Annotated in this window: 28 protein-coding genes; 13 read left to right on the top strand and 15 right to left on the bottom strand. The window is 73.7% G+C overall.

Translation table 11 applies throughout. The features are described 5' to 3' along the window. Positions 1 to 9: 9 nt before the first annotated feature. Positions 10 to 480 carry a MarR family transcriptional regulator gene (locus AB0G11_RS12830; protein ID WP_219515009.1) on the bottom strand — a complete coding sequence of 157 codons (471 nt, stop codon included), beginning with the start codon at positions 478 to 480 and terminating at the stop codon, positions 10 to 12. Positions 481 to 596: 116 nt separating this feature from the next. Here AB0G11_RS12830 and AB0G11_RS12825 point away from each other — a divergent pair, with 116 nt between their 5' ends. Together AB0G11_RS12825 and AB0G11_RS12820 are read left to right on the top strand one after the other, a co-directional pair. Continuing rightward, on the top strand, positions 597 to 2,015 hold the full coding sequence (locus tag AB0G11_RS12825; protein ID WP_357585740.1) for an MFS transporter: 1,419 nt from the start codon (positions 597 to 599) through the stop codon (positions 2,013 to 2,015). Continuing rightward, on the top strand, positions 2,012 to 3,178 hold the full coding sequence (locus AB0G11_RS12820) for a cytochrome P450 (protein ID WP_246646554.1): 1,167 nt from the start codon (positions 2,012 to 2,014) through the stop codon (positions 3,176 to 3,178). The genes AB0G11_RS12825 and AB0G11_RS12820 overlap by 4 nt, the downstream gene beginning before the upstream one ends. A gap of 6 nt (positions 3,179 to 3,184) precedes the next feature. Here AB0G11_RS12820 and AB0G11_RS12815 read toward each other — a convergent pair whose 3' ends face one another. From AB0G11_RS12815 to sigJ, 4 genes are all read right to left on the bottom strand, one after another. After that, positions 3,185 to 4,045: an alpha/beta hydrolase gene (locus tag AB0G11_RS12815; RefSeq protein ID WP_357585738.1), complete on the bottom strand. Its 861-nt coding sequence runs from the start codon at positions 4,043 to 4,045 to the stop codon at positions 3,185 to 3,187. 111 nt (positions 4,046 to 4,156) lie between these two features. Then, complete coding sequence (locus AB0G11_RS12810) at positions 4,157 to 4,675, bottom strand: hypothetical protein (RefSeq protein WP_357585736.1); 519 nt, start codon at positions 4,673 to 4,675, stop codon at positions 4,157 to 4,159. A 65-nt stretch (positions 4,676 to 4,740) separates the two neighbouring features. Then, a complete protein-coding gene (locus AB0G11_RS12805) occupies positions 4,741 to 5,289 on the bottom strand; it encodes a hypothetical protein (RefSeq protein WP_219514993.1) in 549 nt (182 codons plus the stop codon). Between the two features lie 19 nt (positions 5,290 to 5,308). Further along, the gene (gene sigJ, locus AB0G11_RS12800; protein WP_357585734.1) at positions 5,309 to 6,193 is read right to left on the bottom strand and encodes an RNA polymerase sigma factor SigJ; all 885 of its coding nucleotides are present in this window, start codon (positions 6,191 to 6,193) and stop codon (positions 5,309 to 5,311) included. A gap of 187 nt (positions 6,194 to 6,380) precedes the next feature. Between sigJ and AB0G11_RS12795 the strand changes: the two genes are divergently transcribed. Further along, positions 6,381 to 7,313, top strand: a complete 933-nt coding sequence (locus AB0G11_RS12795; RefSeq protein ID WP_357585732.1) for an NAD(P)-dependent oxidoreductase — start codon at positions 6,381 to 6,383, stop codon at positions 7,311 to 7,313. Then, a complete protein-coding gene (locus AB0G11_RS12790) occupies positions 7,310 to 7,696 on the top strand; it encodes a hypothetical protein (protein ID WP_357585730.1) in 387 nt (128 codons plus the stop codon). Before AB0G11_RS12795 ends, AB0G11_RS12790 begins: the two co-directional genes overlap by 4 nt. Here the strand turns inward: AB0G11_RS12790 and AB0G11_RS12785 are convergent. The 4 genes from AB0G11_RS12785 to AB0G11_RS12770 all read right to left on the bottom strand — a co-directional run bounded on the left by AB0G11_RS12785 (position 7,679) and on the right by AB0G11_RS12770 (position 10,907). Continuing rightward, positions 7,679 to 8,086, bottom strand: coding sequence for a hypothetical protein (locus tag AB0G11_RS12785; protein ID WP_219518882.1), 408 nt, complete (start codon positions 8,084 to 8,086; stop codon positions 7,679 to 7,681). The genes AB0G11_RS12790 and AB0G11_RS12785 overlap by 18 nt on opposite strands. 66 nt (positions 8,087 to 8,152) lie before the next feature. After that, the gene (locus AB0G11_RS12780) at positions 8,153 to 9,457 is read right to left on the bottom strand and encodes a hypothetical protein (protein ID WP_357585728.1); all 1,305 of its coding nucleotides are present in this window, start codon (positions 9,455 to 9,457) and stop codon (positions 8,153 to 8,155) included. A 24-nt stretch (positions 9,458 to 9,481) separates the two neighbouring features. Then, positions 9,482 to 10,090: a TetR/AcrR family transcriptional regulator gene (locus tag AB0G11_RS12775; protein ID WP_219518888.1), complete on the bottom strand. Its 609-nt coding sequence runs from the start codon at positions 10,088 to 10,090 to the stop codon at positions 9,482 to 9,484. A 7-nt stretch (positions 10,091 to 10,097) separates the two neighbouring features. Next, complete coding sequence (locus AB0G11_RS12770) at positions 10,098 to 10,907, bottom strand: oxidoreductase (RefSeq protein WP_357585726.1); 810 nt, start codon at positions 10,905 to 10,907, stop codon at positions 10,098 to 10,100. A gap of 83 nt (positions 10,908 to 10,990) precedes the next feature. On the opposite strand from AB0G11_RS12770, the gene rph reads away from it, so the two are divergent. After that, positions 10,991 to 13,627, top strand: coding sequence for a rifamycin-inactivating phosphotransferase (gene rph, locus AB0G11_RS12765; protein WP_357585724.1), 2,637 nt, complete (start codon positions 10,991 to 10,993; stop codon positions 13,625 to 13,627). A 32-nt stretch (positions 13,628 to 13,659) separates the two neighbouring features. Here the strand turns inward: rph and AB0G11_RS12760 are convergent, their stop codons facing one another. Then, positions 13,660 to 14,583 carry an NAD-dependent epimerase/dehydratase family protein gene (locus AB0G11_RS12760; RefSeq protein WP_219518897.1) on the bottom strand — a complete coding sequence of 308 codons (924 nt, stop codon included), beginning with the start codon at positions 14,581 to 14,583 and terminating at the stop codon, positions 13,660 to 13,662. A gap of 149 nt (positions 14,584 to 14,732) precedes the next feature. On the opposite strand from AB0G11_RS12760, the gene AB0G11_RS12755 reads away from it, so the two are divergent. Further along, positions 14,733 to 16,880, top strand: a complete 2,148-nt coding sequence (locus AB0G11_RS12755) for a transglycosylase domain-containing protein (protein ID WP_357585722.1) — start codon at positions 14,733 to 14,735, stop codon at positions 16,878 to 16,880. 12 nt (positions 16,881 to 16,892) lie between these two features. Here the strand turns inward: AB0G11_RS12755 and AB0G11_RS12750 are convergent, their stop codons facing one another. Then, complete coding sequence (locus AB0G11_RS12750; protein ID WP_357585720.1) at positions 16,893 to 17,351, bottom strand: MarR family winged helix-turn-helix transcriptional regulator; 459 nt, start codon at positions 17,349 to 17,351, stop codon at positions 16,893 to 16,895. Between the two features lie 49 nt (positions 17,352 to 17,400). Here AB0G11_RS12750 and AB0G11_RS12745 point away from each other — a divergent pair, with 49 nt between their 5' ends. Further along, the gene (locus AB0G11_RS12745; RefSeq protein ID WP_357585718.1) at positions 17,401 to 18,177 is read left to right on the top strand and encodes an alpha/beta hydrolase; all 777 of its coding nucleotides are present in this window, start codon (positions 17,401 to 17,403) and stop codon (positions 18,175 to 18,177) included. 380 nt (positions 18,178 to 18,557) lie between these two features. On the opposite strand, the gene AB0G11_RS12740 is transcribed toward AB0G11_RS12745, so the two are convergent. From AB0G11_RS12740 to AB0G11_RS12730, 3 genes are read right to left on the bottom strand one after another with little or no spacing between them, the layout of a single operon-like run. Beyond that, on the bottom strand, positions 18,558 to 19,130 hold the full coding sequence (locus AB0G11_RS12740) for a hypothetical protein (RefSeq protein WP_219518908.1): 573 nt from the start codon (positions 19,128 to 19,130) through the stop codon (positions 18,558 to 18,560). Then, positions 19,127 to 21,214: a molybdopterin-dependent oxidoreductase gene (locus AB0G11_RS12735; RefSeq protein ID WP_357585716.1), complete on the bottom strand. Its 2,088-nt coding sequence runs from the start codon at positions 21,212 to 21,214 to the stop codon at positions 19,127 to 19,129. Before AB0G11_RS12735 ends, AB0G11_RS12740 begins: the two co-directional genes overlap by 4 nt. A gap of 46 nt (positions 21,215 to 21,260) precedes the next feature. Further along, on the bottom strand, positions 21,261 to 21,731 hold the full coding sequence (locus AB0G11_RS12730) for an Rrf2 family transcriptional regulator (RefSeq protein ID WP_357585714.1): 471 nt from the start codon (positions 21,729 to 21,731) through the stop codon (positions 21,261 to 21,263). Between the two features lie 81 nt (positions 21,732 to 21,812). Between AB0G11_RS12730 and AB0G11_RS12725 the strand changes: the two genes are divergently transcribed. The 6 genes from AB0G11_RS12725 (at position 21,813) to AB0G11_RS12700 (ending at position 26,051) form a co-directional block, all read left to right on the top strand. Further along, a complete protein-coding gene (locus AB0G11_RS12725; RefSeq protein ID WP_357585712.1) occupies positions 21,813 to 22,556 on the top strand; it encodes an SDR family oxidoreductase in 744 nt (247 codons plus the stop codon). A gap of 78 nt (positions 22,557 to 22,634) precedes the next feature. Further along, complete coding sequence (locus AB0G11_RS12720; protein WP_357585710.1) at positions 22,635 to 23,405, top strand: hypothetical protein; 771 nt, start codon at positions 22,635 to 22,637, stop codon at positions 23,403 to 23,405. Then, positions 23,402 to 24,328: a hypothetical protein gene (locus AB0G11_RS12715; RefSeq protein ID WP_357585708.1), complete on the top strand. Its 927-nt coding sequence runs from the start codon at positions 23,402 to 23,404 to the stop codon at positions 24,326 to 24,328. Before AB0G11_RS12720 ends, AB0G11_RS12715 begins: the two co-directional genes overlap by 4 nt. Positions 24,329 to 24,376: 48 nt before the next feature. Further along, positions 24,377 to 25,480 carry an AAA family ATPase gene (locus AB0G11_RS12710; RefSeq protein WP_357585706.1) on the top strand — a complete coding sequence of 368 codons (1,104 nt, stop codon included), beginning with the start codon at positions 24,377 to 24,379 and terminating at the stop codon, positions 25,478 to 25,480. A 5-nt stretch (positions 25,481 to 25,485) separates the two neighbouring features. Further along, a complete protein-coding gene (locus AB0G11_RS12705) occupies positions 25,486 to 25,893 on the top strand; it encodes a DUF4276 family protein (RefSeq protein ID WP_357585704.1) in 408 nt (135 codons plus the stop codon). Continuing rightward, positions 25,824 to 26,051: a DUF4276 family protein gene (locus AB0G11_RS12700; protein ID WP_357585702.1), complete on the top strand. Its 228-nt coding sequence runs from the start codon at positions 25,824 to 25,826 to the stop codon at positions 26,049 to 26,051. Before AB0G11_RS12705 ends, AB0G11_RS12700 begins: the two co-directional genes overlap by 70 nt. Here AB0G11_RS12700 and AB0G11_RS12695 read toward each other — a convergent pair. After that, the gene (locus AB0G11_RS12695) at positions 26,021 to 26,911 is read right to left on the bottom strand and encodes a hypothetical protein (RefSeq protein ID WP_357585700.1); all 891 of its coding nucleotides are present in this window, start codon (positions 26,909 to 26,911) and stop codon (positions 26,021 to 26,023) included. The two genes, AB0G11_RS12700 and AB0G11_RS12695, sit on opposite strands and share 31 nt — an antisense overlap. Positions 26,912 to 26,927: the final 16 nt, after the last annotated feature.

The following is a 26,927-nucleotide window of genomic DNA, read 5'->3' as shown; positions in this document are numbered from 1 at the left end:
GCCCAGGGGTTAGTCGGTGGGGGTCGGGAGGTGGTGGAGTTCGGCGGCGGTGTCGCGGTGGGCGGATCGGACGAACTCGAGGATGGTCTCCAGGGCGCGGTCGTCGAAGGGCGCCAGGGACTGCTCGGTGCGGGTGATGAGCCCGGCGTAGGCGGCGCTGACGCGGGCGATGCCGTCCGGGGTGGGTTCGATGAGCACGCGCCGCCGGTCGCCGGGGTCGGCGACGCGGCGTACGCAGCCGGCGGCGACGAGGCGGTCGATCATGCGGGAGGCCGAGCCGGTGGTGAGGCCGACCTGTTTGGCGAGGGCGCCGGGGGTGGCGGGGCCGAGCCGGTCGAGCACGTGCAGGCATTGGACGTCGCTCTCGGCCACGCCGAGCCGGTCGGCGACGGCCTTGTTGAGCCGTACGACGGCGATGGCCCAGCCCGGTATCGCGTTCTTGACCAGCTCGGCGACCAGCGCCTGCCGTTCCTCGTCCATCACCCGACCGCCCTCCGGTTCGCTGCGTGACGCAGAGGTTCTGCTATAAATTAGCTGCGTCGCGCAGCTACTGCGTTATGCAGTCATTCTAGCGGATCGAGGAGCACCCACGCGCTATGACCACTCCCCCACCCACCACCCTCCTGACGGGACGGCCGGCGGTTCTCGTCCTGGCCGCGGTCCTCATCGCGTCGTTCATGGAGCTCCTTGACGCCACCATCGTCAGCGTCGCCCTCCCGGCGATCGCCGCCGACCTGGGCGCGGGTGACGCCGCGCTCCAGTGGACGGTCGCCGGCTACACGCTCGCCGTGGGCGCCGGCCTGATCACCGGGGGCCGCGCCGGTGACGCGTACGGGCGCCGCCGGGTGTTCCTCGCCGGGCTGTCGGCGTTCACGCTGGCCTCGGCGGGCTGCGGGCTGGCACCGGACGCCGCCGTCCTGGTCGGCGCGCGCGTCGCGCAGGGCCTGGCGGGCGGCCTGATGATCCCGCAGGTGTTCGGCGTCATCCGGGCCTCGTTCGAGCCCGCCGCCCGGGCCAGGGCGCTCGGCGCGTACGGCGCGGTGCTGGGCCTGGCCTCGGTCGCCGGGCCGCTGCTCGGCGGGGTGCTGGTCGAGGCCGACCTGTTCGGGCTCGGCTGGCGGGCGATCTTCTGGGTGAACGTGCCGATCGCCGCCGTCGGGCTCGCCCTCGGGGCCCGGCACCTGCCCGACTCGCGCGAGCCCGGCCGCGTCCGGCTCGACCTGCCGGGCGCGGCGCTCGCCGCCTGCGCCGCCGTGCTCCTGCTGCTGCCTCTCGTGCAGGGGCGCGAGTGGGGCCGGCCCTGGTGGAGCTACGTGATCCTGGCGCTCGCGGTCCCGGTGACGGCGGTGTTCCTGTCCAGGCAGCGGCGGCTGGCCGAGCGCGGCGGGCAGCCGGTTCTCGATCCGGCGCTGCTGCGCGTGCGGGCGTTCGCGGGCGGGCTGGCGGCCTCGCTGCTGTTCTTCGGCGCGCTGGGGTCGTTCTTCCTCGCGCTCTCGCTCTACCTGCAGTCGGGCGCCGGCTACTCGGCGCTGGAGACCGGGCTGGTGATCCTGCCGTACGCGGTCGGCTCGATCATCACCTCGGGCCTCGGGGTACGGGCCGGCCGCGGCACCCTGGTGGCGGGGTCGCTCACGCTGGCCGCCTCCCAGGTCGTCCTCCACCTGGTCGTCAGCGGCGGCGCCGAGCCGGCCGCCTGGCTGCTGGCCGCGCCGATGCTGCTGGGCGGCCTGGGGCTGGGCCTCACCGCGCCCGGCCTGATCAACGTGGTGCTCGCCGGGGTGCCCGCCCGTGACGCCGGGGCCGCGGGCGGCGTGCTCACGACCGTGACGCAGATCGGCAACGCGGTGGGCGTCGCCGTCCTCGGCCTGATCTTCTTCGACGCCCTGGAGGGCGCGGGCGGGACGCCCGGGCTCGCGGCGTACTCCGGGGCCATGAGCGCGGTGCTGCCCTGGCAGGCCCTCTGTTACGTGGGCGCTGCCGCGCTGATGTTCCTCCTGCCCAAGCAGACCCGATGACCCCCGAGGAGATCCCGATGACCGAAGCCCCGTACGCCGGCGTGGACCCGTTCGCCGTCACCGTCCGCGCGATCGGCGAGCCGCATCCGGCCCGTGCCGCCCTGCGCGCCGCCGGCCCGATCGTCCGGGCCGACGCCCCCGCGGGCGGCCCGGCGTGGATCGTCACCGAGGAGGCGCTGGCCCGCCAGGTCCTCGTCCACCCCGACATCGTCAAGGACCCGGCCTGGGCCCCGGAGAGCTGGGACCCGCGCACCGCGGGCCTGGAGCCCACCGCCGCCGCGCAGCCGTCGCTCACCACGCTCGACGGGCCCGCGCACGAACGGCTGCGCCGGGCGCACGCGCCCCTCTTCACCGCGCGCCGCCTGGCCGCCTACGCGGACCGGATCACCGGGCACGCCCGCGACCTGCTGGCCCGGCTGGCCGCCACGGGCGAGACCGTGGACGTGATGGCGGACTTCGCCACCCGTTACCCGCTCACCGTGGTCTGCGACGTGCTCGGCGTGCCGCTGGAGCGCGTCGACCAGGCGATGGCGGCCTGCCGGAGCATGTACAGCCCGGACCCCGAGGAGGTGGGCGCGGCGATGGCCGCCTTCGCGGAGCTGGCCGGCGCGGCGCTGGCCGAGGGCCGGGACGGCCTGGCCGCCGAGCTGCGCGAACGGGTGCCCGAGTTCAGCGAGCCGGAGGTGCACTACCTGATCTTCACGCTGGTGTTCGCCGGTCAGCTCACCACCGATCCGTCGCTCGGCTTCCTGCTGGCCCGCGCGCTCGACGTCGCCCCGGAGCCGTCGCAGGCTGAGGACTTCGTCAACGAGACGCTGCGCAGGCACGCGCCCGCGCCGTTCACGCTGTGGCGGTTCACCTCGGCGGCGGTCGAGCTGGCCGGGGTGCGGCTGCCCGCCCGCTCCCCCGTGCTCGTCGACATCCAGGGCATCAACCTCGATCCGCGCCGGGCGATCGGGCCGGACCTGACCTTCGGCGCCGGCCCGCACTACTGCACCGGCGCACAGCTCGCCCGGCTCGAACTGCGCGCGCTCGTCGAGGTCCTGCGCACCGACTTCCCCCGGGCGCGGCTCGCGGTGCCGTACGCCGAGCTGCGGCAGACGGACTTCGGCGGCATCCAGGGCAGCAGGCTCACCGCGCTGCCGATGCGGCCGCACGGCTGACCCGCGCTACTCCGACAGGACCTTGCGCAGCGCGGCGGCGAAGCCGTCGGGGTCGCCCTTCATGCCGAACTCGCCGTCCATGAAGCCGCCGTGGTTGCTCGGGAAGATCACCGCTTCGGTGCCGAGCCGCGCGGCGACGCCCTCGCCCGAGCGCCGGGCCATCTGGCCCTCCGACTCGGCGCCCACGGCGATGACCACCCGGGTGGAGGCGGCGCGCAACGCCTCGTAGTCGTGCTCGTAATGCGTACAGGAGATGAGGTTCTGGGCGAACAGCACGTCGTCGCGCGAGCCGTCGTCCTCCGTCGGCATGCCGAACGCGGCGGGGTCGGGCATGGGCCGGTCGGCGAAGTCGGCGGGGATCTCGCCGGTCAGGCTGGTGATCCCGATGAACTTGGCCATCGCGGGCCCGAAGCCGTCACGCTCGTAGGTCTGCCGGATGTCGGCGATGGCCGCGAGCGCCTGCTCGCGGTCGGGCAGGGCCTGGGCGGCGGGCGGCTCGTGCGCCACCAGCGTGCGGACCTGCTCGGGGTGCTTGGCCACCAGCGCCAGCGCGTTGACGGCGCCGCCGCTGCTGGCCAGGATGTCGACCGGCCCGCCGCCGATCGCGTCGATGAGCCGGTGCAGGTCGTCGGCGTGCAGGTCGGGCGTCGACTCGCCGCCCTCGGTGCGCACGCTCCGCCCGGCGCCGCGCGGATCGTACGTGACGACCGTGCGGTCGGGGAAGCGCGCGGCCAGCGACGCGAAGCCGGCTGCGTCCATCGGCGACCCGATCAGCAGCAGGATCGGGTCGGCGCTGTCGGCCGGGCGGATGTCGTAGTGAAGGACGGCCCCGGGCACTTCCAGGGTGTGTGTCGTGAGCTCGGTCATGCGGTCGCCTCCTGGTCGATGCTGATGATGCAGACCGCCGCGAGCGGCGAAACTCATCGGCGCAGGCGAAAACGTACCCCGAACCGGGAGCCGTGCGCAGGAGCCGTCCCGTCAGCCCGCCTTGCGGAACCGCCGCACCAGGAGGAGGCCCCAGGCCAGCGCGAGCAGCGCGAAGACCGCCGAGGCGATCTTGAAGCCGGTCGCCGCGCCGCTCGCCCGCTCGGCGTCACCGGCGGCGGAGTAGACCGGCCGGCCGTCGACCGAGGCCCCCAGCGCCTTGATCAGGTAGTCGGAGTCGGGGAAGCGGGCGGCGCGGGCGAGCGTCTCGGCGGCGTCGGCGGGGACCTCCAGGCGCACGGCGGCGCCGTCGGGCACCCCGCCCGGCGGCGGCTGCAGCAGGCGGAAGGTCACGTTGGCCGGATAACCCGAGAGGGTCAGCGCGAACACCACGACCGTCGAGGTCCGGTTGCCCCGCCCGGCGCTGTCGGTGTAGGAGCGGTAGCCCGCCGCCGTGCCCTCCAGCACGCTGACCTCCCGCACCACCGGCTCCCGCCGCGCGCCCTGGTCGAACAGGAACAGCGCCGTCCCGGCCAGCACCAGCAGCGGGACGAGCCGCGAACGCCACTTCACCGGGGGACCTCCTCAGGCGGCGGGGCGCCGATCCTACCGATGCCGCCGGGGACGGCACCACAGGATCAGGCGCTCGCGGCGGCCTTCCTGGCGATGGCGCGCAGCATGATCCGGCGGATCAGCCCGCTGAAGGGGCGGATCAGCCGCCAGTAGGCCAGCATCCTGCGCCGGGTCCGCGGCGAGTCGGCGGTGACCCGGGTCTCGGTGCGCAGCAGCGTGCCGTGCTCGGTCGGGATCACCTCGAAGATCGACGCCGACTTGGCGAAGCCGGGCGCGTGGTAGTCGCGGAAGCTGCCGGGCGGGCAGGTGTGGCGGTGCTCCCCCGGCCGCAGCCGCCAGAACTGGCTGATCGAGCCGAGCACGATGTAGCGCTGCGGCTCTCCGGCCAGCTCGAACCAGCCGCGGCCGCGCATCGTGCCGAGCATCGTCGGCGCCTGGTTCAGCCCGTTCGCCGGGAGCGAGCGCAGGCCCATGAGCAGCCGCACCCCCGGCAGCTCGGCGGGCGTCAGCGTGTTCAGCGCGGTCCACACGGTCTCCGGCCGCTGCCGGATGTGCAGCTCGTGGCACTCGGTGCCCAGGGGCCACGGGATGAAGTCCTCCAGGACCTTCGGCATGCGCGCATCCTCTCGTTCGTCAGTTGTGCTGCGACAGGTGGGCGAGCTTGTCCGGGTTCGCCATGCCGTAGATGGCGCGTACCCGGCCGTCCACGGGGTCGGTTTCGACGGTGACGACCGCGACGGGGCGGTCGCCGTCGACGATCAGGGCGGTCGGGGTGCCGCCGGGTGCCGCCCAGCGCACCTGGTACCCGGCGTAGTAGGGGCCGACGGCGGCGAGCAGGCGGGCCACCTTGGCCGCGCCGTGCACCGGCCGCAGCGCGGCGCGGGCCCGGCCGCCGCCGTCGTTCCAGAGCGTGACCTCGGGGGCCAGCACGTCGAGCAGGCCGGTCATGCTGCCCCCGACCGCCGCCGCCACGAACCGCTCGGCCGCGACCTGGGCCTCGCGCTGGTCGGCGGAGAATCGGGGCCGCCGCGCGTGCACGTGCCCGCGCGCCCGGTGCACGAGCTGCCGCACCGCCGCGGGCGACCGGCCGAGAATGCCGGCGATCTCGTCGTACTCGTAGGCGAACGCCTCCCTGAGGACGAACGCGGCCCGTTCCAGCGGGGACAGCGTCTCCAGCACGACCAGCAGGCCGAGCGCCACGCCGCCGCTGCGCTCCACCGGCTCGGCGGCGCTCTCGTCGGTCCACAGCGGCTCGGGCAGCCACGGGCCGATGTAGTCCTCGCGCATCCTGCGCGCCTTGCGGAGCTGGTCGACCGCCCGGTGCACGACGATGCGCATCAGGTACGCGCGCGGGTGCTCGATGGCCTCATGATCGGCCCCCTGCCAGCGCAGCCACGCGTCCTGCACGACGTCCTCGGCGTCGGTGACGCTGCCGAGGATGTCGTACGCGGCCGCGAACAGCAGGTTGCGGTTCGCGGCGAAGACGGCTTCCCTCTCGTCCGTGATGTCGTCCGTCACTGTTCCCCCTGGTCACTTGCCTTCCCTCGTTGGGACGAACCCGCCGCCCGGCTTGTGACATCCCGGGCGGAAATCCGTGTCACAGGCGCCGGCGCGCCGGCGTCAGATCGTAGAGCGGCCGGGCAGGAACACCGAGGCCGCGGGAAGGAACGTGTTCGATGACACACCAGCAAGAAGGAGACGGGGAATGAAGGTCGTGCTCGCGGGTGCGACGGGCGCCCTCGGCGGCGAACTCGTGCCGAGGCTCCTCGCCGCCGGTCACTCGGTGCTCGGCCTGACCCGCTCGTCCCGCCGGGCGCGCCTGCTGGAGGAGGCGGGCGTCGAGACGCGGGTGGTCGACGTGATGGACGAGCGGAAGCTGCTGGACGCGCTGCGCGGGCACCGCGCCGACGCGGTGATCCACCAGGCGACCGCGATCACCGGCACGCCGCTGCGCCACCGGGACCTGCACGCCACCGACGACCTGCGCGAGCAGGGCACGGCGAACCTGCTGCGGGCGGCCGAGCTGGTCGGCGCGCACCGGTTCGTCACGCAGTCGTTCTTCCTCGGCTACGGCTACCTGGCCCACGGTGAGGCGAAGCTGACCGAGGAGCACCCGTTCGCGCCGACCGGCCGGGGCGCCTTCGAGCGGCACATGCGCTCGATGCGGACGAACGAGCGGCTGACCTTCGGCACGGCGGGCATCGAGGGGGTCGCGCTGCGCTACGGCCTCTTCTACGGCCCGGAGGCGGGCACGCGCAAGCTGATGGAGCTGGCGTCGCGGCGAATGCTGCCGGTGCCGAGGCCGTCCGGGGTGACCTCGCCGATCCACATCGCGGACGCGGCGGCGGCCACGGTCGCCGCTCTCGAACGGGGGCGGGCCGGGCAGGCGTACAACGTGGTGGACGACACGCCGCTGCCGTTCGCCGAGTTCGTCGCCGCCCTGGCGGAGGCGGCGGGCGCGCCCGCGCCGATCGCCGTGCCGAGCCTGCTGCTGCGGCCGGCGCCCTACATGTACGCGCTGATGGCGGGCACCCGGATCCGGCTGTCGAACGACAAGGCCAAGCGGGAGCTGAACTGGCGGCCGGAGTACCCGAGCTGCCGGGCCGGGCTGCGGGCGATGCGCGAGGTCCGCGCGTGAGGCGGGCGATCCGCGCCGCGGCCGTCGCCGTCGCCCTGCTGGTGACGGCGGCGGCGTGCGGCCAGGGCGGGGGGCAGGTCGGGGGGCAGGTCGAGGGGCAGGGGGCCGAGGGCGCCGCCGCGCGGCGGCACCTGTTCGTCGTGGCCGGCGGCGAGCTGGTGACCGGGCCGGACCGGGTGGAGGCCCGCACCGGCGACACGGTCGAGCTGGTCGTGACCTCCGACGCCGCCGACGAGCTGCACGTGCACGGCTACGACCGCGAGGCGGAGCTCGTCCCCGGCCGGGCCTCGACGCTGAGCCTCGTCGCGGACATCCCGGGCGTCTTCGAGGTCGAGCTCCACCGCGGCGGGCTGGTGCTGACCCGGCTACGCGTCAGCCCGTGACCGGCGGCTGAGCTGCCTGCGGTGCACCACGAGGCCGGCCAGGGCCAGCAGCGAGACGAGCCCGAGCTGCCACCAGTTGTCCGGGCTGCCGCCGAGGTCCAGGTCGGCCGCGTGGTTCACCGCGTGCAGCGAGTTGGTGACGAAGAACCCGACCAGCACGATCGAGAGCACGTCGTGCCACACCAGCGCGCAGAGCATCATCAGCCCGATGCCGATCTGGAAGACCCCGGCGTCGTGCAGGAAGTGCACGTGATTGGGGAACTGGGCGAAGACCGCGAAGCCCGCGGGGTCGATGCGCATCCACACGCCGAACACCAGCATCGTCAGCGCGCCGACCACGACGGCCACCTGGACGAAGATCCTGGCCGGCCTGCTGTAGCCGTTCATCATGATTTGTCCCTTTCCTGTGCTTGATCTGGTGATAGGACGAGCGCCCCCGGCGGCGTGTGACACGGCTCAGCCCGCGGACATCAGCGTGATGCCGAGGCCCGTGTAGACGACCATGAGCGTGAGCATCGGGTACTGGCCGGTCCGCAGCTCCCCGGCGCGCACCACCTCCAGCGCCCGGTCGTGCGCGGCCACCACGCCGCCGATGTGGCCGAGCACGATCGCGCCCACCTGGACGGCGGCGATCAGCGACGGCGCCAGCACCGTGTAGTCGACGGCCGCGTCACCGACGCCGAACAGGTCCCAGCCGAGGCCGAACGGGTCACCGGCCAGCAGCCAGCCCCGCTGCCCCTCGAAGACGGCGAAGGAGAAGTAGTGCGCGACGCTGTAGCCGACCATGACCGGCACCAGCGAGTGCGTGAACGCGTCGGCCACGCCCGCCGACGGCCGGGCGTACGGCCTGGTCATCCGGAGCGCGTCACGGTAGGCCAGGTGGTTGAGCGCGATCACGACGCCGAGCGCGGCCGTGGTCAGCAGCGTCGCGGCCGGGCCGCCGAGCACGCCGGTGATCCCGGTCCACACCGGCAGCCTGCTGAAACCGTCGTACATGGTGCCGCCCAGCACCACGAGCGCCAGCGCGGTCTGCCCGGCGTCGGCGCGACCGGCGCGCAGCCCGGCCGGGGGCGTCCGCAGCACCAGCCGCCCGGCCTCGTCCCTGCCGATCGGCGACAGGGCGGCGAGCAGCCCGGCGTACACCTCGAAGGAGTCCGCCCGGTCGAACCAGCGCGGCCCGAACACGGCTCCGGCCACCGTGTGCGCCAGCGCGTACCCGGTCACGAAGAGCGCCACCGCCCGCGGCGAGCCGGGGTCGGGGGAGGCCAGTTCGAGCCAGAGGAAGGCGGCCATGCCGGCGACCGCCGGCAGGGAGCCGGCGCGGCCGGACGGCGGCTCGCGGCGCGCCGCCTCCGGCAGGAGCCGGCGGACGGCGGCGGCGAGCGCGCGCACCGGGTTCACCAGCCGCCAGAGCGGCCCGAACAGCAGCGACACCGGGATCAGGCCGACCCAGAACCACACGTAGAACCAGGCGGGCGCCGGGTTGCGCGCCGGGTCGGCGGCGCCGAACCAGGCGGTGGCCAGCAGCAGCGCGAGCGCCGCCAGGCCCGCCGCCCTGAGCAGCGCGCGGACGGCGGGGGCGGCGGCGATCCGCTGCGCGGCCCGGGGCAGCGGCACGCCGCCCGATCGCTGCCGCTGCCGTGGCCGCAGCACCGACACCGCGAAGAACGCGATCAGCACCGCCCCCGCCCCGGCGTAGAGCGCCAGCCAGAGCGGGATCGGCAGATCCGACCGCCCGCCGATCCCGTGCGCGAGAATCACCGCAGCCCCTCCCCCAGTCGTCCGTCAGTGAGCAGACGGCGGCGGGCGGCCCGATGTGACATCCGTGCGGTATCCGGCCTGCCGCAGGATGGCCACGAAGTACGCCTTGACCGCCTCGGCGCTCTCGGTGTCGGGGTAGGCGCCGAGGTGGTGCAGCACCGCGCCGTTGAGAAGCTGCTGGACGGTGTCGGGGTCGCTCTCGCGCGGGAGCTGGCCGCGCTCGCGCGAGCGGCGCAGCGCCGCGTGCTCGGCCGCCGCCCGCCGCCCGCCGTGGGAGTTCCGGTACGCGCGCGGCAGCTCGGGGTAGTCGTCCACGGCCCCGTACAGCCGCCGCAGCATGCGCCGGTTGCGGGGGGTGCTCAGGTAGGCCGCCCAGTTGTCGAGCATGCGGTCGATGTCCGGCCAGTCGAGCGCCCCGGGGCCGTGGTCGTGGTGCACCGACTCGATGGCCTGGATGAGCAGGGCCGTCTTGCCGGGGAAGCGCCGGTAGACGGTGGCGCGGGTGACTCCGGCGCGCTGGGCGATCTGCTCGATGCTGGTCTGGCTGGCGCCGCGCTCGATGAGCAGGTCGAGCGCGGCGGCCAGGACCGCCGCGTCCACCTCCCTGCTGCGCGGCCGGCCGGGTCGTCTCATGGCCGCGCTAGCCTGCCTTCGTGACCAGGGCGTCGAACGCCCGGTCGGGCAGGATCCGGTGCATCGCCAGGAGCGTCCTGGCCAGGTAGCCGACCGGGTAGCGGGACTTGGGCCGGGGCGATTCGGCCGCGGTCCTGATGGCCCGGGCGACCACGGCGGGCGGGGAGCCCTTGGTGTTGCCCTCGGCGCGCCTGGCCATCGACTCGGCGAGCACGCCGTAGGCCCCGCCGCCGGAGGTCTCGCGCAGCTCGCGCGGCGTGTCCTCCTCGAACTCGGTGCGGATGATGCCCGGCTGCACGACCACCACGCGGACGCCGAACGGCAGGCATTCCTGGCGCAGCGAGTCGGACCAGGTCTCCAGGGCGTGCTTGGAGGCGTGGTACCAGGCGACGAGGGGCAGCGAGATCTCGCCGGCGATCGAGGAGACGTTGACGATCGTGCCGGAGCGGCGCTCGCGCATGTGCGGCAGGACGAGCTGGGTGAGCCGGGCCGGGCCGAAGAGGTTGACCTCGAACAGGCGGCGGGCGCGGTCGACGGGCACGTCCTCGACGGCGCCGTGCAGGCCGGTCCCGGCGTTGTTGACGAGCACGTCGATCCGGCCGTGCTCGTCCAGGACGGCGGCCACGACGCGGGCCAGGTCGTCGTCGCTGGTGACGTCCATGGCCAGCGGGTGGGCCCCGGCCTGTCGCAGCCCGGCCATGCGGTCGACGCGGCGCGCGGCCCCGTACACGATGTGGCCGGCCCGGCGCAGCTCCAGCGCGGTGGCGTGGCCGATGCCCGAGGAGGCTCCGGTCACCAGGCAGATCTTGGCAGTCATGGGGACGTCCTTCCCTGTTGGCGTGTCCCGATTTCAATACAGTACAGTGCTGTATTGAAATCGGATGAGAGACGGGATCAGCCATGAGTGCCTACGTACTCGGGTTCCAAGACATCGACAAGACGCACCTCCCCCTGGTCGGCGGAAAGGGGGCCAACCTGGGCGAGCTGTCCGCGATCCGCGGGGTCCGCGTGCCGCCGGGCTTCTGCGTCACCACCGGCGCGTACGAGCAGGTCGTCGAGCGAGACCCGGCGGTCGCCGCGCTGATCGACGGGCTGTCCGGGCTGCGGGCCGACGACCGGGCCGGCATCGCCGGCGCCGCCGCCCGGCTGCGCGCCGCCATCGAGGGCCTGACCGTGCCCGAGGAGATTCGGCACGACATCGTCCGCCACCTCGACGGGATGGGCGGCGACGAGGCACCCTGCGCGGTGCGCTCCAGCGCCACCGCCGAGGACCTGCCCTCCAGCTCCTTCGCCGGCCAGCAGGACACCTACCTGAACGTGCGCGGCGCCGAGGCGATCGTCGACGCGGTGCGGCGCTGCTGGGCGTCGCTGTTCACCGACCGGGCCGTGGCCTACCGCATCCAGAACGGCTTCGGCCATCGCCTGGTCCGGCTGTCGGTGGTCGTGCAGCGGATGGTCTTCCCCGAGGCGGCGGGCATCATGTTCACCGCCGACCCGGTCTCGGCCAACCGCCGGGTGGTGTCGATCGACGCCGGGTACGGGCTCGGCGAGGCGTTCGTGTCGGGGCTGGTCAACGCCGACAACTACCGCGTCAGGGCGGGGCGGATCATCGACAGGAAGATCGCCACGCAGACGATGGAGCTGCGCGGGCTGCCGTCCGGCGGCACCGAGGAGCTGCCGGTCGAGCCCGCCCGGCAGTCCGCGCAGAAGCTCGGCGACGAGCAGATCCTGCTGCTGGAGCGCCTCGGCCGGGAGATCGAGGCGCACTTCGGCCGCCCCCAGGACATCGAGTGGGCGCTGTACGACGGCGCGTTCCACGTCCTGCAGAGCCGCCCCGTCACCACGCTCTACCCCGTGCCGCCCGCCGGCGACGACAAGAACCACGTGTACGTCTCCTACGGGCACCGGCAGATGATGACCGACGCCTTCGCGCCCCTCGGCCTGTCGTTCTTCGCGCTGCTGCACGACAAGCTGGGCCGCACGGCGGGCGTCGTGACCGGCAACCGCTTCTACAAGGACGTCTCGGCGGAGCTCACCTCGGCCTGGGCCAGGCCCGCCACGCTCAAGAGCCTCGACCAGGTCGACGTGCTGATGGCCAACGCCCTGCGGGCCGTGCTCACGCGCAAGGACTTCGTCGCCGGGCTGGCCCGCGGCAAGACCTCGATGCTGGACTTCGGCGAGGGCGGCGTGCTGCCGATCGCCAAGCAGTATCTCAAGCTCGCCCGCGAGGACGACCCGCGCGTCGTGCCCGACCTGATCGCGCACACCGAGGCGACCGTGGCGCGGCTGCGGCGCGAGATCGCCGGGAAGTCGGGCGACGAGCTGTTCGCCTGCATCGTCGACGACCACGACGTGCTCGCCGAGCTCACCTTCGACCCGCGCAGCGTGGCGGCGGCCTTCCTCGGCATCCAGTCGGTGAACTGGGTCAACAAGCACATGGAGTCCTGGCTGGGCGTCAAGAACGCCGCCGACGCCGTCGCCCAGTCCGCCGACCACAACGTGGTGGCCGCGATGGGGCTCGACCTGCTCGACGTCGCCGACGCCGTCCGCGACCGCCCCGAGGTGCTGCGCTACCTGGAGACGGCCCGGCGCGACACCTTCTACGACGGCCTGGCCGGGCTGGAGGGCGGGGCCGAGGCCGCCGGCGCCATCCGCCGCTACCTGGACACGTACGGGATGCACTGCGCCGGCGACATCGACCTGACCAGGACCCGGTGGAGCGAGGACCCGACGCTGCTCGTGCCGCTCATCCTCAGCAACATCCGCAACTTCCAGCCCGGGGAGCGCCTCCGCAAGGCGGAGCAGGGCCGCGCCGACGCCGAGCGCACGATGGCCGACCTGCTCGCCCGCCTGCGGGCGCTGCCCGGCTGCGCCGGCAAGGCGAAGAAGGCGGCCAAGAAGATGAGCCTGATCCGGCACTTCATCGGCTACCGCGAGTACTCCAAGCACGCGCTGCTCCTGCGCTACGAGGTCTACAAGCGGGCGCTCATGGAGGAGGCGGCCAAGCTCGCCGCGCGCGGGGTCGTCCAGGCGCCCGAGGACGTGTACTTCCTGTCCATCGAGGAGTTCAGGAAGGCGGTCAACACCGGCGAGCTGGACTACTCGCTCATCACGCGGCGGCGGGAGGAGCACGAGACGTTCCAGAAGCTGACCCCGCCGCGCGTGATCACGTCGGAGGGCGAGGTGATCTCCGGCGCGTACGAGCCGGGCTCGCTGCCGAAGGGGGCGCTGGCGGGCATCCCCGTGTCGTCGGGCGTCGTGGAGGGCCGGGCGCGGGTCATCCGCAGCATGGCCGAGGCCGACCTGGAGGACGGCGACATCCTCGTCACCGTGTTCACCGATCCGAGCTGGTCGCCGCTGTTCGTCTCGGTCAAGGGCGTCGTCATGGAGGTCGGCGGGGTCATGACGCACGGCGCCGTGGTGGCCCGCGAGTACGGGCTGCCCGCGGTCGTCGGCGTGGAGGGCGCCACCCGGCGCATCGAGGACGGGCAGCGCATCCGGGTCAACGGCGGCGAAGGGTACGTGGAGATCCTCTGAGACCGCCGGGGCGGCGCCGCCCCGGCGGGTCGTCAGCGGGCCTTCAGCCCCTCGGGCACGCTCCGGTGCACCGGAGCCCAGCCCAGTTCGCGGGTGGCCTTGGCGTGCGAGACCCGCGTCGTGGTATCGATCAGCAGGCAGCCCAGGTACGGCACCGCCAGCCGGATCAGCCACCTCGGCGTCACGACCGGGCGCGGGGTGCCGTGCGTGCGCGCCACCGTCATCAGGAAGTCGCGCCAGCTCATCGGCTCGTCGTCGACGATGTTGTACGCCTCCCCCGGCCTGCCGCGCTCCATCGCCGCGACCGCGGCCGCCGCGGCGTCGGCCACGTGGACGAAGGACGTAGTGCCCGTCCTGCCGCGCGGCAGCACCGGCGCCCGCTTGCGCATCATGTCGGCGAACATGTCGCTGAAGGCGTTCTTGCCATAGAACATGCCGTAACGCAGGGCGATGCCCTCGATGCCCTCGGCGGCGAACACCTGCCGCTCGGTCGCCACGCTGGAGTCCGTCACCAGGTCGGCGACGGTACCGACGTGCACGCCGAACTCGTCCTCCTCGGTCAGCAGCCGCTCGCCGTTGTCGCGGTAGCCGTAGCCGGTGATCAGCGACTGGGTGACGAACCGGTGCGCGCCGACCACCCGCGCGGCGTCGAGCAGGTTGGCGGTCCCCCGGCCGCGCAGTGCGATCGTCGGGTCGTCGGGAGTCAGCCTGCGCGAGGCGTTGCGCAGCGCCGTGGCCTGGTGCATCACCACGTCGGCCGACACCCCGTCGACGGCGCGCAGCAGCGCGTCGCGGTCGAGCACGTCGGCGATCACGGCGACCGCCCCGCCGTCGGTGACGAGCCGCCGCTTGGCGGGATCGCGGATGACGGCGACCACCTCGTGCCCGGCCCCGGCCAGCGCCGACAGCAGCGGCACCCCGATCGCGCCGGTCGCCCCGGCCAGCAACACCCTCATGAAGACCTCCTCGTCTGTTGGACAGCACGGGGAGGACGGGACAGCGGCCCGGGATGTGACAGCACCGGCATCGATATCTGTTTGGATATCAAAGGGCGATTGATATCGGTCTTGGACAGTCTGTGGATGCCTGTGCTGTCATGGCCGCCATGTCCAGGTCGCATTCCCGTACCCGCATGTCCGGCGTCGCCCGGCTGGCCGCCGCCGCCACCGCCGCCGGGCTGGTCGCCGCCGCGCTCGCCCTGCCCGCCGTGGGCGGCTCGGGCGCGGTGCTCGTCGCGGGCACCGAAGCGCTCAACCTGCGCCCGGAGGAACTGGTGGAACCGCCGCTGGCGGAGAAGACCACGGTGTACGACGCCGAAGGCCGCAGGATCGCCCAGTTCTACGCCCAGGACCGCAAGGTCGTCCCGCTGGTGCGCATCGCCGAGGTGATGCGCACCGCCATCGTCGCCATCGAGGACGACCGCTTCTACGAGCACGGCGCCATCGACGTCGAGGGCACCGCCCGCGCGCTGGTCAAGAACCTCACCTCCGGCGGCATCAGCCAGGGCGGCTCGTCCATCACCCAGCAGTACGTCAAGCAGGTGCTGTTCAACGCGGCCGGCACCGAGGCGGAGAAGAACGCGGCCCTGGAGGCCAGCTACGCGCGCAAGCTGCAGGAACTGCGCCACGCCATGGCCGTCGAGCAGAAGTACACCAAGGACCAGATCCTGGAGAAATATCTGAACATCGCCTACTTCGGCGCGGGCGCCAACGGCGTCGAAGCCGCGGCCAGGCGCTTCTTCGGCGTCTCCGCCGCCCGGCTCGACCTCGCCCAGGCCGCCACCCTGGCCGGCGCCGTCCAGGACCCCAAGGCGACCTCGCCCGACCGCGGCGCCAAGGCCCGCGAGCTGCTGCGGCAGCGGCGCGACGTGGTGCTCGACCGGATGGCCGAGCTGGGCCGGATCACCCCCGCGCAGGCCGCCGCCGCCAAGGCCCGCAAGCTCGGCTACAAGGGTGTCAAACAGCCCAACGGCTGCCAGGAGAGCCGCTACCCGTACTTCTGCGAATACGTCCGGCACGAGCTGCTGTCCGACCCCGCCTTCGGCAAGACCCGGCGGCAGCGCGAGGCCGCCTTCAGCCAGGGCGGGCTCAAGGTCCACACCACGCTCGACCCCGCCGCCCAGAAGGCCGCCGAGGCCGCCATCAAGAAGCACGTCCACGCCTCCGACCGGGCCCTGGCCGCCGAGGCGCTGGTCCAGCCGGGCACCGGCGCGATCCGGGCGATGGCCGCCAGCCGGCCCTTCGGCGGCTCGGCGCGCAAGAACGAGATCTCCTACAACGCGGTGGCCGACATGGACCACGGCGGGCTGATCGGCTTCCAGGCGGGCTCGACGTTCAAGACGTTCACGCTGATCGAGGCGCTCAAGCAGGGCATGAAGATCGACGACGGCATCACCGCCGGCGCCGGCTACACCGCGCCCGCCGCCGCCTCGTTCACCGACTGCGCGGGCCGCAAGGTCGGCGACCCGTCGTGGACCGTCACCAACGACGAGGGGTCGCCCGGCTTCAAGACGCTCGCCACCGGCACCTGGGGCTCGGTCAACACGTTCTTCATGGAGCTGCAGGAGCGGGTCGGCCTGTGCCCGACGGTCCAGACCGCCAGGTCGCTCGGCATCAAACGGGCGGACGGCGAGGAACTGCGGGAGTTCGAGACGTTCACGCTCGGCATCAACGAGAGCGACCCCGTCACCGTGGCCACCGCCTACGCCGCCATCGCCGCGCGCGGCACGTACTGCCCGCCGATGGCCATCACCAAGGTCGTCGGCCGGGACGGCAAGGCCACCACGTTCCGGCCGCGCTGCGAGCGGGTGCTCGACGCCGGGGTCGCCGACGCCACCGCGCACATCCTGTCCGGGGTGTTCACGCACGGCACGATGAGCGGCGTCGGCGGCATCGGCCGGCCCGCCGCCGGCAAGACCGGCACCACCGACGGGTACGCCAGCGCCTGGTTCGCCGGGTTCACCCCGGACCTGGCCGGGGCCGTCAGCATCGGCGACCCGCGCGGCTCCCAGCGCCACAAGCTGACCGGCGTCACCATCGGCGGACGCTACTACGGGTCGGTCCAGGGCGCCTCGCTGCCCGGCCCCATCTGGAAGGACACGATGATCGCCGCGCTGCGCGGCGTGCCCGCGACGCCGTTCACGCCGGTCGACGCGGACCGGTTCGGCGGCTGCGACCTCGGCTGCGCGCCGGCCGCCGACCACCCGGACGACGCCACCGCCGAGCCGGCCGCCGACGACGACGCCGCGTTCTAAGCCGACGTCCCCCTAGTCGACGTCCACGTCGTCGAGGTGGCTCAGGAGGCGTGACAGCACGCGCAGGCAGGCGGCGATCTCGGCCTCGGTCAGGTCGCCGCCGATCTGCCGCAGCATGGCGCGCTCGCGGTCGAACACGGCGGTGATCGCGGCCCGGCCCGCCTCCGTCAGCCGGATCAGCGACGACCTCCGGTGCGCCGGGTTCGGCACGAACTCGACCAGCCCGCGCGCCGCCGCGTCGTTGGTCATGCGCTGCACGAACTGGCGGCTCAACGCCTGGTCGCGGCCCATCTGGGGGACGGTCATGGGGCCGTGCTCGCGCAGCATGTTGAGCACCGCCCGCACGCCCACCGACAACCCCTCGATCGGGGCGTCCAGCTCCACCTTGCGCTGGGCGCGCCGGTAGAGCGGGCCCACCAGGTCGAACACCTCGGTGAGCCGGTCGGTCACCGCGTCGCCACTCTCGCTCATGATGACACCTTAGTTGCCATGTTGAGCGGAAGATGACACCTTGGTTGTCATGAGTGAGTTGTTCTGGACCGAATCTGGCACCGGCCGTCCCCTCGTCCTCCTGCACGGCGGGTTCCTCCACCACCGCATGTGGGACGACCAGATCCCCGCCTTCGCCGAGCGCTTCTGCGTCATCGCCCCCGACGCCCGCGGCCACGGCCGCTCCCCCAACGCCACCGAGCCCTACCGGCTCACCGACGACCTTGCCGCCCTGCTGCGCCACCTCGGCACCGGGCCCGCGATCCTCGTCGGCGTCTCCATGGGCGCCGCCACCGCCGTCGACACCGCGCTCGAACACCCCGACCTCGTCAGCGCCGTCGTCGTAACCGGAGCCGGGACCAGCGAACCGTACTTCACCGACCCCTGGACCACCCGGGCCTGGGCCGGCTGGCAGGCCGCCATGGCCGCCGGCGACCTGGACGCCTCCGTCGAAGGACACCTGCTCTTCGCCGCCGGACCGCACCGCGCGCTCGACACCCTCGACCCCGACGTGGTCACCCGCCTGCGCCGCATGGCCCGCGAGACCATGTCCAAACACGCCCCCGGCGAGCCGAACCACCTCGTCCCGGTCCACGACACCTGGGAGCGGCTCCCGTCCGTCCGCGTCCCCGTCCTGGCGATCAACGGCTCCCTCGACTCGCCCGACCACCTCGGCATGGCCGACCGCCTCACCACCACCGTCCCCCACGGCAGCACCCACACCATCGACGGCACCGCCCACTACCCCAACCTGGAACAACCGGACGCCTACAACAAAACCCTCGAATCCTTCCTCCACACCCTCTGACCCCCCGAGAGCGTAACGCCCCCGCCCCAGAACCGGAGCCGCCCGGGGTGGCCCCCCGCGCCCCACCCAGCGCGCCCCCGGAAGGGACGCACCCCACGGGGCGGCCTCCCAAAACGAGAGGCCCCCGAAACGGGACGATCTCCGGCCAGAGGACGCCGGTCCCAGCCGGGGGACGCTGGCCCGACGCGGGCGCGCCCGTACAAGCGGGAACGGCCTCCCCGGAAGGCGGCCACCCCAGGAGGACCCCGGTCCCGACGCGGGCGCGCGCCCGTACAAGCGGGAACGGCCTCCCCGGAAGGCGGCCACCCCGTAGGCAAGCCCGGAGGGACGCCGGGGCGGGTGCGGGCTGCACTCGGGAGGAGCGAGCGCCGGGGCTTCGGTTATGGGGTGGGGTCGGGGATGGAGTGGGCGATGGTGCGGGCGGCGTACTCGAGCCAGGCGGGTTGGGCGGCCACCGGAAGGGGCCGGGCGAGGGCGTCGAAGAGGACGCCGTCGAGCTGGGCGACGAGCATGCGGGCCGCGTCGTCGGCGCCGGGCACCCCGGCGGCGCGCAGGCCGGTGGCGGCGAGGTGGAGGAAGCGGGCGCCGGCGGCGTCGAGCTGGGCGCGGAGGGCGGCGTGGCGGGCGGCGTCGAGGTAGAGCTCCATGCGGGCCCGGGTCCGGGTCCGCGCCGGTCCGAGCCAGTGGGCGAGCAGCCCGGCCAGCGTCGCGGCGACCCGTTCGCGGCTGCTCCACGCGTCGGGCGGCAGGCGTACGATCGACGCCTCGTCCAGCTCCAGCATGCGGGCCAGCAGCGCGTCGAGCAGGGCGAGGCGGGTGCGGAAGCAGCTGCTGGTGCTGCCGGGCGGCAGCCCGGCGCGGGCGTCGACGGCGCGGTGGGTGAGGCCCCGCATGCCTTCGTCGGCGAGGACCTCGATGGCGGCGTCGGCGGCCCGCCGGCTGCGGGGGGTCATGGGCTGGGCTCCACGGTGACGGGGACGCCGTTGAGCACGGCGGTGCCGCTGAGCTGGTCGAGCGCGGCCGGGTCGGTAAGGGCGTTGACGGGGGCGCCGGGCAGGTGGCGGGCGCGGGCCAGCCGTACGCCGGGCAGGTCGTGGCCGTAGCCGTGGGGCAGGCTGACGGTGCCGGGCATGAGGTCGTCGCTGGCGGCGACCTCGACGGTCACCTCGCCGGTCGTCGAGCGGACGCGCACCGGAGCGCCGTCGGCGAGGCCGCGGGCGGCGAGGTCGGCGGGGTGCATCAGCAGGTGGTGGCGCGGGCGGCCTTTGGTGAGCCGGGCCGAGTTGTGCATCCACGAGTTGTTGTCGCGCAGGTGGCGGCGGCCGATGAGGAGCAGTGTCCCGGGCTCGGCGGGGGTGAGCAGGTCGGCGGCGGCCTGCCGGACGGCTTCGAGGAGCGGCGGCGGGGCGGCGCGCACCCGCTTGCGCGGGGTGCGCAGCCGCCGGGGCAGGCCGGGGCGCAGCGGGCCGAGGTCGATCCCGTGCGGGTGGCGGCGCAGCCGGGCCAGTGACAGCCGGTACGGGCCGGTCCGCAGGGCGAGGTCGACGATCCGGTCGGGGCGCAGCCGCAGCATGAGGGCGTCGCGCCACCGGCCGGTGCGGACGAGGCGGCGGTAGCGGCGGGCGAGGTCGCGGAAGATCTCCCAGTCGTGCCGGGCGCCGGGCGGTTTGGGGAAGGCGGCGGCCGAGTAGCGGGCGGTGTCGCGGACGGCGAGCATGCGGAAGACCAGGTCGTAGTGGTCGCGTTCGAGGGGTTCCGTGGGCGGCAGGATGACGTGGGCGTGGCGGGTGGTCTCGTTGACGTAGAAGTCGACGGCGGCCATGAACTCCAGCCCGGCCAGCGCCTGGTCGAGCGCGGGCCCGCCGGGGGCGGACTGCACGGGGTTGCCGGCGACGGTGAGCAGGGCGCGGACCTGGCCGGGGCCGGGGGTGCGGATCTCCTCGGCGAGGGCGGCGAGCGGCAGTTCGCCGCCGAACTCGGGCAGCCCGCGCACCCGGCTGTGCCAGCGGCCCCGGCGGCCGGGGTCGAGCTGTCCGATCGCGTCCACGGCGGGCCTGGTGAGGAGGGTGCCGCCGGGCCGGTCGAGGTTGCCGGTGACGATGTTGAGGAGCTGGATGCCCCACTGGCACAGCGTGCCGTACCGCTGCGTGGACACGCCCATCCGGCCGTAGCAGGCGGCGGCCGGCGCGGCGGCGAACTCCAGGGCGACGCGCCGGACGGTGCCGGGTCCGACGCCGGTCGCGGCCTCGACCCGTTCGGGGGTGAAGGGCTCGACGGCGTGGCGGACCTCGTCCAGCCCGTCCACGTACGCGGCGGGCGTGGCGGCGCCTTCGGTGAGGATGACGCGGAGCAGGCCGAGGATGAGGGCGGCGTCGGTGCCGGGGCGGATGAAGTGGTGGTCGACGCCGAGTCTGGCGGTCTCGGTCCGGCGCGGGTCGAACAGCACGGCCGTGCCGCCGCGCTCGTGCAGCGCGCGGATGCGGCGGGCCATGCCGGGGGCGGTCATCAGGCTGCCGTTCGAGACGGCGGGGTTGGCGCCGAAGATCAGGAAGTACGCGGTGCGGTCGATGTCGGGGACCGGGAGCAGCCACTGGTGGCCGTACAGGAGCCGGGCGACGACCTGGTGGGGGAGCTGGTCGACCGATCCGGCGGTGAAGCGGTTGCGGCTGCCGAGCAGGTTGACGAACGGCGGCGCGTGCGTCATGCCGCCGAGGCTGTGGGTGACGGGGTTGCCCAGGTAGGTGGCGACGGCGTCGGCGCCGTGCCGCCGGCGGATGCGGGCCAGCGCGCCGGCGACGAGGTCGTACGCCTCGTCCCAGGTGATCTCCTGCCAGCCGTCGGCGGTGCGGCGGACGGGGGCGCGCAGGCGGTCGGGGTCGTCGCGCAGGTCGGCGAGGGCGAGCGCCTTGGGGCAGAGGTGCCCGGCCGACAGGGGGTCGTCGGCGTCGCCGCGGATGCCGGTCACGCGGTCGCCGGAGGTGGTGATCAGCAGGCCGCACATCGCTTCGCACAGCGTGCACGTGATGGCCTTCGTCATGACTACAGTTGTAGCAGCCGATTGCTACATCTGTAGCGGCGACCCCTCACTTCGCCATGAGGCGGGAGCGGGTGCGGGCCGGGGCCGTCGGGGGCAGCTCGCCGAGGATGTCGGCCAGCGTGACCCCGCGCAGGCTGTCGCGCCACGCCCGGTGCGCGTCGGCCATCTTCGCGGCCAGCACGCAGGCGTCCCGGCAGTCCTCCGGAGGCAGCGCACCTCTCCCCTGCCGGCGGATCTCGCGGCATTCGTACGGCGAGGCCGCGCCGTCGACGGCCTCCACGATCCGCAGCAGCGTGATGTCGGCGGCCGGGCGGGCGAGCCGGAACCCACCGCGCGGGCCGGTCGTCGCCGCCAGCACCCCGGCCCGGACCAGCGCCTGCAACTGCTTGGCCAGGTAGGGGGCGGGCAGATCGTAGTAGTCGGCGAGCTGAGCCGCCGACGCGGTGGCGCCTGGCTCCAGCTGGGCCAGCGTGGTGGCGCAGTGCAACAGCCATTCGGTGCTCACGGGCAGCTTCACGCCACCAGCATATCGCGGATATTGCAGATCCATTTAGTCCGAGATAGGGTCGTGACCCCACGGGAAGAAGGAGAGATCATCATGCGGATCGCCGTCGCCGGCGCCACCGGCAACATCGGATCCCTGACCGTCGCCGCCCTCGAACGCGACGGGCACGACGTCGTGCGCATCAGCCGCTCGCTCGGCGTCGACCTCATGACCGGCGACGGGCTCGACGCGGCGCTCACCGGCGTCGAGGCCGTCGTCGACGCCACCAATGGCCCGGCCGGCCGCCGCGAGGAGGCGGTGGAGTTCTTCACCACCACCACGGGCAACCTGCTCGCCGCCGAGGCGCGGGCCGGCGTCCGGCACCACGTGCTGCTCTCGATCGCCGGCATCCACCGCGTCGAGGGCAACGCCCACTACGCCGGCAAGCGGGAGCAGGAGCGCCTGGTGGCCGCCGGGCCGGTGCCGTGGACGATCGTCCCGGCCACCCAGTTCCACGACTTCGCCGAGATGGTCGCGGGCTGGACCGAGCAGGACGGCGTGGCCACGATCGCGCCGCTGCTCGTGCAGCCGGTCGCGCCCGCCGACGTGGCCGCCGTCCTGGCCGAGATCGCCACCGGCGCGCCGCTGGGCCGCCACGCCGACCTCGCCGGGCCCGAGACGCAGGACCTCGTCGACATGGCCCGGCGCACCCACCAGGCGCGCGGCCGCGAGGTCAAGCTGGTGCCGACGTGGTCGGGCCTCTTCGGCACGTCGATGGCCGGTGACGTGCTGCTGCCCGGCGAGGGCGCCCGCATCGCGCCGACCACGTTCGAGGAGTGGCTGGCCACCGTCCGGTGACCTCCGGGGCGCGGATTTGGCCAGGTTTTTCCAACGCCGGATGGGAGCGGGGCACGCTGCGACGGTATGACCGGAGCCGTGGGGAGAACCTGGTCAGCGGCCCTGACGGCGCTCGCGCTCGCCGCCGGCGTGGCGCTGGCGGGCGGCTGCGGCGGCTCCCAGGACTCCGCGCCGTCACCGCGCGTGTCGGCGAAACCGGCCATCAAGCCGAACGGCGAGCTCGTGCCGTCCACCGGCGGCGGCGACGTGCCCGACACGACCGTGGCCGTGTGCCGCGAGTGCCAGAAGCTGCTGGCATCCGGCCAGTACGAGCTCGCGGCGCGGCGCATGGACCGGCACGCGAACCAGCGGCCCGCGAACGTGGGCGGCGACTCCAGCACGGTGGCCGTCGCCCTGGTGTGCGCGGGGGCGGCCAAGGCCAGCCTGGGCCGGTACGAGGAGGCGATCAAGAGCCTCGCTGCGGCGGACCGGCTGGACGCCGAGCTGCCCGCCGGCACGCGGCCCCAGTTCCTGGAGCTCATGTACCACGCCCAGCTCGTCAGCTACACGGCCGTCGGCGAGACGGCCAAGGCCCAGGAGAGCCTGGCCCGGCTCGCCGGACTCGGCCGGGACACGGGCCCGTACCTGAAGGAGGCCTGCGCGGAGAAGCCCGGCGCGCTGCCCGCGTGCACCGGCTCCCCGACCGGCTCCCCCACCGGCGAGGAGGAGCGCCCCTCGGAGCCCACCCACGACCCCGTGCCGACGGAAACCGGCGGGACCACCCCGCCCACGGCCCCCGAGACGGAACCGGAGCCGGAGCCGGAGCCCGAACCGGAGCCGGAACCCGAACCCCTCCCCGAAGAAACGTGAAGAAGCTCGGCGAGAACCCCGACGAGGGCGACGCCGGCCCCGGCGTGAGTCAGGACCTGGCGCGGCTGGGCAGCGTCCTGGCCCACATCGTCACGCCGACCACGATCGTCGCCGCGCTCATGGTCTACTTCGGCTCGGTGCGCACGAACACCTTCTTCGCCAGCCTCGGCGTCGACCAGAGCGTGCTCGGCCTGTCGATCCAGGACTACGCGCTGCGCAGCGTCGCCTCCACCATCGAACCGCTGGCCGTGCTCCTGCTGGCCGTCCTCGTCGCGCTGCCGGCGCACGCGGTGCTCGTCCGCCGCCTGGCCGCCCGGCCGGCCGCCATGCGCAGGTTCGTGATCGTGCTGGACGTGCTCGGCTTCGCCGCCGTCGTCGCCGGCGTGCTCGGGCTGGCCGGCTGGGTCGAGTACAAGGTCAGAGCCCCGGTCGCCCCCGCCTGCCTGGGGCTCGGCGTGCTCGCGCTCGGCTACGCCGCCTCCCTGCGCGCCCGGAGCCTCCCCCGCCCGCCCGGCTACGCCGTCGAACCCCACGGGGTCCGCGTCGTCCGGCGGGCCATCTTCGTCGCCCTGCTCGCCGTCCTGCTGCTGTGGTCCGTCGCCGTGTACGCGCAGCTACGCGGCCTCCGGGCGGTGGAGCAGCTCCGCCACAGCCCGGCGCTGCTGCCCGGCGTGGTCATCTACACGCCCCACCGCCTCTACCTGGAGGGCCCCGGCGTCACCGAGACCCGCCTGCCGGACGAGACGGCCAAGTTCCGCTACCGCTACGCCGGGCTGCGGCTGCTGATCCGGGCCGACCAGCGCTACTTCCTGCTGCCGTCCTGCTGGGCGACGACCCCCCAGGCCCGCGCCATCGCCCTGCACGACGACCCGTCGATCCGCCTGGAGTTCTTCCACGTCACCACACCCCCACCCTGCCCCTGACCGCCCGATCGCAGATCACGCGGGGCCGAGCCGTCCTAAGCTGGTCACATGACGCGCCGCGGACTCCGATCGATCACGGTCGAGGGATACACCTCGATCCGCTCGGCCCGCGTCGAGCTGCGCGATCTCAATGTGCTGATCGGCGCCAACGGCGCCGGCAAGAGCAACTTCATCTCCGCGCTGGCCCTGCTGGGGCGCATCGTCGACGCCGAGCTCAACCTGTTCGTGGGCCGCGCCGGCGGGGCCTCCGCGCTGCTCCACGGCGGCTCCAAGGGCGATGCGCGGATCTCTCTCGGCCTGGACTTCTCGCCCAGCGCGTACGAGGCGACGCTCATCCCCGCCGCCCGCGACGAACTGATCTTCAGTGACGAACGCATCCGATTTCATGGCGAGGGCCGGACGCAGCCGGTCGACTCCTCTCTCGGGCGAGGGCATCGCGAAACCCTGCTGCTGGAGGAGATCGGCCGGTACGGCTGGGACTCCGTCGCCGGGCACGTGGTCGACACGCTGCGCGGCTGCCGGGTGTTCCACTTTCACGACACCGGCCCTAACGCTCCGGTGAAGCAGACCGGCTACGCATCCGACAACATCGCGCTCCACCCTGACGCCGGCAACCTGGCCGCCGTCCTTCTCCGTCTGCAGCAGACCGACGGCGCGACCTACCGGCGCATCGTGCTCAGCGTCAGGCAGGTCGCCCCCTTCTTCCGTGACTTCGTCCTCGCCGAGGAGAACGGGCGGCTGCGACTGCGCTGGCGGCAGGAGGGGTCCGACGTGGTGTTCCCCGCCGACGCCCTGTCCGACGGAACGCTCCGCTTCATCTGCCTGACGACCTTGCTCAGCCTGCCTGACCTGCCCAACCTCGTCGTCCTCGACGAGCCGGAGCTCGGCCTGCACCCCTACGCCATCGTGCAGCTGGCCGACATGCTGCGCGCGGCCAGCCACGACAGCCAGGTCCTCATCGCCACCCAGTCGGTCACGCTGATGAACCAGTTCGGCCTCGACGATCTCATCATCGTCGAACGTGCCGGCGGAGCCTCCGTCTTCGACCGCCCCGACCCCGAACGGTTGCGGGCCTGGCTCACGGACTACTCGCTGGGCGAACTCTGGGAGAAGAACCTGCTCGGAGCCAGGCCCCAGGCCGAGCCCCGGTGACCGGGATGCGCCGCCTGCACGTCCTGTGTGAGGGACAGACCGAGGAGACCGTCGTACGCGAGGTCATCGACCCCTATCTGCGCAGCGCCGACGTCTACGTGACCCGGTCCATCTTCACCACCAAGCGCCCTGCCGGCGGCATGAGCCACAAAGGGGGCCTGTCCACCTGGGGCAAGCTCGCCACCGAGATCCGCCTGCTCCTGCGCGACTCCTCCATCACCGTGCTCACGACCCTGCTCGACTACTACGGGCTGCCCGGCGACGTGCCTGGCATGGCGACCCGCCCGCCAGGTTCGCCACACGACCGGGTCACCCATGTCGAGCTCGCGCCGCGGAGGCGATCGTGCTGGGCGCCCACGGCGCCGAACTCGTCAACGACGGGGCCGACACGGCGCCGTCCAAACGCCTGCTGAACCTCTACCCGCGCTATCGCAAAACCTCCGACGGCCCGCTCGTCATCGCCGAGATCGGGATCGACGCCGTCAGGAAGGGGTGCCCGCATGCTGACGCCTGGTTCGCCGCCGTGAAAGCCTCGCTCGGTCAGGACGGCTGGTCGGCCGGGGTGCCGTAGGTGGAGGCGCGGAACAGGAAGGACGCCCAGGAGCGGTACGGGCGCCAGGCGTCGGCGACCTTGCGGTAGGCGGCGGCCGGGGCGTCCTCCGGCAGCCCGTACGCCTCCCGGAGGATGGCGAACAGGCGCGGCTCGTCGCCCGGGAAGGCGTCCGGGGCGCCCGCGCCGCGGATGAGGATGAGGCCGGCCGAGAACGGGCCCACGCCAGGGAGGGCGCGCAGCTCGGCCAGGGCGTCGCGCGGGTCGAGGGCGCGCAGGTGCTCGGTGGTGAGCACGCCGTCGAGCGCGGCGCGGGCCAGGCCGCGCAGCCACTCCTCCTTCTGCGCGGGCAGGCCCAGCCCGCCCGCGTCGAGCAGCGAGACCGGCGGCGGGAAGGCCGCGTAGGCGGTGCCGTCGACGGTGACGCGGGAGCCGTGGCGCTCGGCGATGCGCTGCTTGATGCGCGAGGTGATCAGCATGGACGAACGCTGGACGATCACCGCCCAGCAGGCCGCCTCCCAGGGGCTCCAGAAGCACACCGGGCGCAGGCCGGGGCTGCGCCGTTGCAGGTCGCCGAGGATCGGGTCGCTCTTGCCGAGCTCGGCGAAGCCGGTGCCGTCGACGTCGAGCGACAGGATCCGCGCCACCTCGCCCCGGATCGCCGGCCCGGCCGGTCGTGTGGTGGCGACGGCGACCCCGCCGGGCGCGGCGGTCACGGTCACGCCGATCGGCCGCCAGTCCGACTCCGCGCAGTAGGCGAAGCGCAGCGCCCGCCCGTCGGAGGGCAGCGCGGCGGTGGCCGGCCAGTCCTCGACGAACCGCAGCGACGCGCCGAAGTCGAACGGGCCCTCGGCGGTCAGCGTGAATCCGTGCGTGGTCATGGCCGTATGGTAGGCG

The organism is Nonomuraea sp. NPDC023979, assembly GCF_040639085.1.
GTDB lineage: Bacteria > Actinomycetota > Actinomycetes > Streptosporangiales > Streptosporangiaceae > Nonomuraea > Nonomuraea ceibae.
Note: the sequence above shows the minus strand (reverse complement) of the source record. Positions and strands in the feature narration are given on the sequence as shown.